The organism is Phenylobacterium composti DSM 19425 (assembly GCF_059568645.1).
On record NZ_JCANTT010000010.1, the window covers coordinates 1 to 7,137 of the forward strand.

7 protein-coding genes are annotated in these 7,137 nt (G+C 68.4%); 5 read left to right on the forward strand and 2 right to left on the reverse strand.

Annotation, left to right across the window (positions count from 1 at the left end; translation table 11 throughout):
- Together BO64_RS02905 and BO64_RS02910 are read right to left on the reverse strand one after the other, a co-directional pair.
- The coding region (locus tag BO64_RS02905; RefSeq protein WP_496401773.1) for an alpha/beta hydrolase at window positions 1–1,091 on the reverse strand (1,091 nt) is incomplete at its 3' end.
- A gap of 19 nt (window positions 1,092–1,110) precedes the next feature.
- A complete protein-coding gene (locus tag BO64_RS02910) occupies window positions 1,111–2,490 on the reverse strand; it encodes a M24 family metallopeptidase (RefSeq protein WP_496401774.1) in 1,380 nt (459 codons plus the stop codon).
- A 266-nt stretch (window positions 2,491–2,756) separates the two neighbouring features.
- Between BO64_RS02910 and BO64_RS02915 the strand changes: the two genes are divergently transcribed.
- The 5 genes from BO64_RS02915 to BO64_RS02935 all read left to right on the forward strand — a co-directional run.
- On the forward strand, window positions 2,757–3,233 hold the full coding sequence (locus BO64_RS02915; protein ID WP_496401775.1) for a MarR family winged helix-turn-helix transcriptional regulator: 477 nt from the start codon (window positions 2,757–2,759) through the stop codon (window positions 3,231–3,233).
- A 125-nt stretch (window positions 3,234–3,358) separates the two neighbouring features.
- Entirely contained in the window at window positions 3,359–3,847 is a 489-nt protein-coding gene (locus BO64_RS02920) for a DUF3830 family protein (protein ID WP_496401776.1), read from the forward strand.
- The gene (locus tag BO64_RS02925) at window positions 3,844–5,136 is read left to right on the forward strand and encodes an NAD(P)/FAD-dependent oxidoreductase (RefSeq protein WP_496401777.1); all 1,293 of its coding nucleotides are present in this window, start codon (window positions 3,844–3,846) and stop codon (window positions 5,134–5,136) included. The genes BO64_RS02920 and BO64_RS02925 overlap by 4 nt, the downstream gene beginning before the upstream one ends.
- Before the next feature lie 24 nt (window positions 5,137–5,160).
- The gene (locus BO64_RS02930; protein ID WP_496401778.1) at window positions 5,161–6,045 is read left to right on the forward strand and encodes a bile acid:sodium symporter family protein; all 885 of its coding nucleotides are present in this window, start codon (window positions 5,161–5,163) and stop codon (window positions 6,043–6,045) included.
- A 16-nt stretch (window positions 6,046–6,061) separates the two neighbouring features.
- The coding region (locus tag BO64_RS02935; RefSeq protein WP_496401779.1) for an alpha/beta hydrolase at window positions 6,062–7,137 on the forward strand (1,076 nt) is incomplete at its 3' end.

The following is a 7,137-nucleotide window of genomic DNA, read 5'->3' on the forward strand; positions in this document are numbered from 1 at the left end:
TCCGGGCAGGCGGCGAAGGCGCCGTTGTATTCGTCGGGATAGAAGACCTGGGCGGCGAGGGCTTCCCAGCCGCCGGTGGAGCCGCCGTAGAGGAAGCGGGCCCAGCCCTGGCCGATGCCCCGGAACTTCTTCTCCAGCGCCGGCAGGAACTCATAGGTGATGGCGTCCCCGTACGGGCCGAGGTTCGCCGAGTTCACCGCATAGCTGTCGTCGTAGTACGGGTTGGAGTGATCGATCTCGACGATCAGCATCCGCGGGAAGTTGTCCGAGACCCAGGTCTTGTAGAAGTTGTAGGCCTCTTCCTGCTCCACCCGGTTGTAGCAGGGGTGGTCGAAGCGCTCGGAATATTCGCACTTCAGGTCCGGGTCCGGCGGGGTCGTGCGGAAGCCGCCGAAGTCGGCCGGGAAGTGGCCGTGGAAGATGGCCACCGGGTAGCGGGCCTCGGGGTGCTTGTCGAAGTCCTTCGGCACCAGCACGTGGCCGCGGATGTAGACGTCACGGCCCCAGAACTTGGACAGTCGCTCGCTGCGCACCTTGATGTGGCGCACGAACTCGGTGTCCTTCGGCTCCGGGATCGGCGGATTGACCCGGTCCAGGACCACCTCGATCTCGCCCGGACGGTTCGGGTCGAAGTCCACCAGCTTCGGCGTGGAGACCAGGTTGCCCGGCTCCTTGCGCCAGTTCTGGCCCGCGCCGCGAGCCGCCGGCAGCTTCACCACCTTGCCGTTCGCCAGCTTGAAGGTGTCGTACTTGTGCAGCACCGCCTGCACGTAATACCGCCCCGCCGGAACCTGGCTCAGGTCCTCCGCAGGGAAGCCGAGAACCCCGGCGCCCACCGACACGGACTCGCCGCGCTTCAGGCCGTCGACGTTCACGCCGAACATCTGCGGCGCGAAATAGTCCGCGCGGGTCTGATCCTTGGGCTCGGTCTTGCCGTCGGTCGACAGGATGACCATCACCCGGCCGTCGTACGCAGCCTGCGGCGCGCCCTTCGGGACCGCGACCTTGAACTGTTCGGCCGCCGCCTGCCCGCCCATGGCGGCGCCGGCCATGATGGCGCCGGCGATCAGGAGCTTCTTCCAGTAGCGCATGTCGTTCCCCGCTCCCCGCTTATCGGCCCGCGCCGATCAGGGTGATCTCCGTCTGCCGTCCGTCCAGGAAGCGCACGGTCTTGCCGTCGAAGAACGCATCCTCTTCAGAGCGGAATTCCACCTCCTGGCCGCCCCACTCGGGGACGGCGGCGTAGGCCGCCAGCTCGATCGACCAGCCGGTGTTCGGACGGATCCGATATTCGCCGCGCTCATCGCCGTTCTGGTTGTCCCAGAAGCCGATGGCGCTGCCCGCCGCGTGGCCGTGCAAGCCGATGGGGTGGCTGTAGATCGAGGGCTTCAGGCCCTGGGCGATCGACTTGGCGCGGGCCTTGGCCAGCACTTCGTTGCCGCTCGCGCCGACCGCGTAGGACGACAGCAGCGCGTCCTGGATCTTGTTCACGGCCTTGAGCCCTTCACGCAGGCCCGCCGGCGCCTCGGTCTCGCCGTCACGCAGGACGTAGGCCAGGTGCTGGGTGTCCGTGTTCAGGCGCAGGTAGGTGATGCCGAAGTCGGTCCAGAGCATGTCGCCCTTCTGGATGACCGTGTCGCCCTCCAGCATGCCCTTCACGCCCTGGCGGAACACCGCCACCGACGGCTGGAACCAGGCCCGCATGCCCATGGCGGCCACGCGCTCGCGCATGTGCCAGACGACGTCGTCCGTCGTGGTGACGCCCGGGGTGATGACCTTGCTGGAGAAGGCCTCGGCGATGATCGCGTGGGCGATCCGCACGATGCCCGGATAAATCTTCATCTCGGACGGCGTGCGGGTTTCCAGCCAGCCGACAGACAGACCTTCGCCGGAGACGATCCGGTCACGGAACGTCGGCGCCAGGGCCTCGACGAACTCGCCGTACTGGCTAAGGGTCATGCCGTCGCCGAAGGCGGTCAGCCGCGACGTGTTAATGGCGATCTTCTTCGGGTTGCGGGCCGCGATGATTTCGGCCAGCGCCTTCCATTGGTCAGGCTGGGTCTCGGGCGTCCAGGCCGGCTCGAAGAGGCCGCCCAGGCCGTAACGGCTGACCGTCAGCCGCTCGACCGGCTTGCCCTCGCCGGGATCGAAGAAGACGAGGATCGTGCGCCGGCGGGCGTGCATGCTCTCGGCGTTGAGCATGGTCGCGATGACCGGCTCCTCGAAGTACTCGCGCGCCACGAGCACCCACATGTCGACGCCCTGCTCGCGCATCAGCTGCGGGACGATCGTGTCCAGCCGCTCCTTCAGGATGGCGTTCTCGACCTTGGCGCGGTCGCGCATGGACAGAACAGGCAGCATCTCGGGGTTCGCCTGCTCCAGGTCGCTCATCGGCACGACCGGCGGCTCGGCCGCATGGGCGATCCCCGCCCAGAGCCCGATGGCCGCGGTCGCCGCAGCGAGCGCGATCCCCTTCTTCGACTTCGACATGCCGCCCCCAAACTTATAGGTCCACGTTTGCGTGAAAATGGACGCTTTTGGAGACCTGTGTCAAGTTTGAGACCGATCCGCGGGTTGCGCCTTCGCCGAACCGCATTCAAGAATGCTCGCAAAGTCAGGCGCATACCGCCGGGCGCCGCCCATCCGGGGCGCGCCATGAACATCAGCCGGCGACCGGTCGTCACGGGGCGGGGTTTCGCGCCTTTGTTCAGGACGCCCTCGACTGCGCTCCGGCCGCCGCCCGACAGGAGCCACGCTTGAGCGATCCCCGGTCCATGTTCGATCCGAGCAGCCAGCAATTTCGGCTGAGCAGCTCGCCGTTCTACCTCATCGCCCACTCGGATTTCATGTATCATGAGGCGATGGAGCGGCTTCTCCAGCGGCACGGAATCTCAAGATCGATCTACAGAATCTTGACTGTGCTGCGCGAACACCAGCCCTGCGGCGTCACTTTTCTTGCTGATACGGCCCTCATCAAGAGATCTACGGTGAGTCGGATCGTGGAGAAGATGAGCCAGATGGAACTGGTCACCACCGCGCCGGGCGGTGAGGACGGCCGGGTGACCGAGGTCCGCATGACCGAGGAGGGGCGCGCCCTGCTCAATCGGCTGACGCCCATGATCGGCCGGCTGATCGCCCGCGCCACCGAAGGGCTGACCCACGCCGAGCTTACCCGCCTGGTGGCGACCCTGCAGATTATCAGCGCGAACCTCAGCCGCTCCCCCTTCGAATAGATCGGCGTGCGTGACGGCCTGTAACAACGAGCAGTTGCGACGCCATCTTTACGTGATATTGGACGCATCTCCGATCAGCCAGGAGGGGGCGGCGAGATGTGGGCGAGTGACGGTGGGATGGCGTGATGCCGCGACTGAGGATCAGCGAGCCGCGCTCGGGCCTGTCCGTTCGCTTCGATCTTCTGGCCGAGGCCGCCCCCCGGGCCGTGGAGGCGCTGCGCCTCCTGGCCGCCGATGACCGCGCCTGGCCGGCCCTGCACGCCATGTGGACCGGCCCAGAGATTTCCTGCGCAGTGTCGCGTTCGGACCTGCCGGACGTCCTGAAGGCCTTCGACCTGCCGGTGGAGAACCCCGTCCGCGAGCCGGACGCCGGCGCCCTCGTCCTCACGCCGCTCCAGCCCGGACCTCCGGCCGTGACCCGACCGTTCCCCGACGGCGGCCTCGACCTCGGGGTCTTCTATGGACCCTGGGGACGCCTGCTGTTCCCGCAGGGCTGGGTCGACGGCTCGCTGTGCGGCCGGGCGGTCCCAGAGGACCTCGCCCATCTGGCTGAAGCCGGTCGCCGTATCCGCCTCGGTGGACGCTGCCACCTGAGCCTGGCCTTCGAGCCATGATCCGTCAGTCGCTCTGGACCGCCGTCAGCGGGCCGCCCCCCGTCCGCCCTCAGCTCGACGGCCGCGAGGACGCCGAGATCGCCATCGTCGGCGCGGGGGTGGCGGGCCTCAGCCTGGCCTGCGAACTGGCCGCCGCCGGGCGCTCGGTCTGCGTCATCGAGGCCGACACGCCAGGCTCGGGCGCCCTGGGCGCCAGCGCCGGCATCATCGCCCCGCAACTGGTGCGGACCACGCCCAACAAGGTGCTTCAGCGCCTGGGCCGCGACCTGGGCTCGAGCTGGCTGACCCTCGTGGGCGAGAGCGGCGGGCATCTGTTCAACCTGATCCGCAGCCTCGACATCGACTGCGACGCCCGGCCCTTCGGCTTCATCGCCCCGGCCCGCGGCGCGACCGCCCAGGCCAGGCTGACCCAGGTGCTCGAGGAGTGGCGGCCGTTCCGGCAGGACCTCAGCGTCCTTGACGCCGAGGCCACGGTCGCCGCCACCGGCTGCAAGGGCTATGGCGCGGCCGTGCTCGACGCCAGCGGCGGCGGGGTCAATCCCCTCAAACTCGCCACCGGCCTGGCCTTCCGGAGCGTCGAGGCCGGGACGGCGCTCTTCCTGCACAGTCCAGCCCGCGCCCTGGAGCGCGTGGGCGCGCGCTGGCGGCTTCACGCCGGGACCGGCTACGTCGACGCCGACCAGATCGTGCTGTGCGCCAATGGCGGCAACCAGAGCCTGCACCCGGCCCTCGACGCGACGGTGCTGCCGATGCGCGTCCACGAACTGGCGACCACGCCCGTTTCGTCGAGCCTGCGGGAGGCGGTTCTGCCGGGCGGCCAGTCCCTCACGGACCTTGAGCTCGACATCTTCTCCATCCGCTTCGCCGAAGGCGAGCGCATGGTCACCTTCTATCCCGTGGCCGAGGGCTCGACCCAGGCCACGGTCGAGCGCGCGGTGAACGCCCGCCTCGAGGGGATGCTTCAGGCGTACGAGCCCGTGGAGATCGAGTTCCTCTGGGAAGGCGTCGCCTGGATGAACAGCAGCCTGCTCCCGCGCATCGTCCGCCTCGACGACGGTCTGCTCGCCGTGCAGGCCTGCAACGGCCGGGGCATCGCCACCAACGCCATCGTCGGCCGCGAGATCGCCCGCATGCTGCTCAGCAACGGGCGCTACCTCCCCGCCCTGGCGCTGGAGAAGCCGAACCGCATCGCCCGTGTGCCCTTTATGCGCCAGGTGCCGGGAATGATGCTGCGGCTGGGCCGTACGCTGAGACAAGCGCACATGCGCTTGCTAGGGAGGGCGCCCTGAGCGTGTACGCGTGGGGGGCCCGAAGTGGGCGCAGTTGGAGACCTGGCCGAGGGCGTCCTGTTGCCTGGCGCTTTGGCCACCATCATGTTCGCCACAGGGCTGAAGCTGCGCCCTGCGGCGTTCTTCGACCTCGCCGTCAATCGCCGGCCGCTCGCCGCTGGCCTGATCGGTCTCCTGCTTCTTTCGCCCTTGGCCGGCCTTGCGATCGCCGCGCTCGCCCCGACGCCTGCGGCGATCGTCGGCCTGATCTTCCTGGCCACCTGTCCGGTGGGCATCCTCGCCACCGTGGCGACGGACCTCTTCCGGGGGAACACGGCCCTGTCCGTCGCCCTGACCGTGATCGTCAGCCTGGTCTATGTGGCGACGGCGCCCTTCATCGCCCACACCGCGGTCGAGGTCGTGCTCGCCGAGACACGGGACATCCAGGCCCCGGTGGACGACCTGTTCGTCAAGATCGCGGCCGTCACGGTCCTTCCCGTGACCGGCGGGATGGTCGCCGCCCGGCTCTTCCCGTCGTTCCGCCGGTGGTCCGGGCCGAGCAAGGCGGCGAGTTCGGTCGTGCTGGTGATGGTGTTCGGCTATGTGGCCGCCAGGCAGCACGCCCTGTTGGCGGACTCGGCCGCGATCATCGTGATCCTCGTGGCCCTGATGAACCTCATCAATGTGGGTATCGGCGCTCTCTGCGGCTGGGCCGGCGGCCTGGGCGGGGCCGAGACGCGGGCCCTGATCGGCTGCCACCTGATCCGCCAGGAAGGCACCGCGATCTTCATCGCGGTCAGCGTCCTGAACGCGCCCGACATCGCCACGCCGCTGATCGTCAACACCTTTGCGGGGATGGCCCTGGGCGCCGTCCTCTATCTTCCCCTGCGCGCCCGTCGAGGCCCGCTCGCTTCCGAGGCGCGCTCCTAACACCAGGAGCCTTTGGATGAAGCACCTTGTCCGCGCAGCGCTTGCTGCCCTTGCGCTCGCCAGTCCCGCCGCCGCCGAGACCTTCAAGGTCGCGGTCCCGAAGGGCGCGCCGGAGGCGGCGTACGACGGCCGCGTCCTGCTGGTGCTGAGCGCCAATGGCGCGTCCGAGCCGATCAACCAGGTCGACCGGACCTTCCGCTCAGCCCAGGTCGTCGGCGTCAATGTGGACGGACTGAAGCGCGGCGGCTCCGTGGTCATCCCCCTGAACGAAACCGGCTTCCCTGCGGAGGACCTGAGCCAGGTTCCGGCGGGGCGGTATTACGTGCAGGCGGTGCTGCACAAGTACGACACCTTCAAGCTGGCGAACGGCAAGGTGGTGAAGCTGCCGGCGGCTCGCGGCGCGGGCCAGAACTGGCGCAAGGAGCCGGGCAACCTGGTCTCCACGCCGAAGCTGGTGGACTTCGACCCGAACCGTCCGGGCGAGATCGAGGTGGTCCTGGACCGGGTCAATCCGCCGATCCCGGAGCCGAAGGACACCGAGTTCGTGCGCCACATCAAGGTGCGCAGCGAGCGACTGTCCAAGTTCTGGGGCCGTGACGTCTACATCCGCGGCCACGTGCTGGTGCCGAAGGACTTCGACAAGCACCCCGAGGCCCGCTACCCGGTGGCCATCTTCCACGGCCACTTCCCGGCCGACTTCGGCGGCTTCCGCACGACCCCGCCGGACCCGGACCTGAAGTGCGAATATTCCGAGCGCTTCGACCACCCCTGCTACAACCGGGTGGAGCAGGAAGAGGCCTACAACTTCTACAAGACCTGGGTCTCGGACAACTTCCCGCGGATGCTGATCGTCGAGATCGATCACTCCAACCCGTACTACGACGACAGCTATGCGGTGAACTCGGCGAACCTCGGCCCGTACGGGGACGCCATCACCTATGAGTTCCTGCCGGCGCTGGAGAAGAAGTTCCGGGGCATCGGCCAGGGCTGGGCCCGCTTCCTCTACGGCGGCTCCACCGGCGGCTGGGAAGCCCTCGCCGCCCAGGTCTTCTATCCCGACGAATACAACGGCGCCTTCGCCGCCTGCCCGGA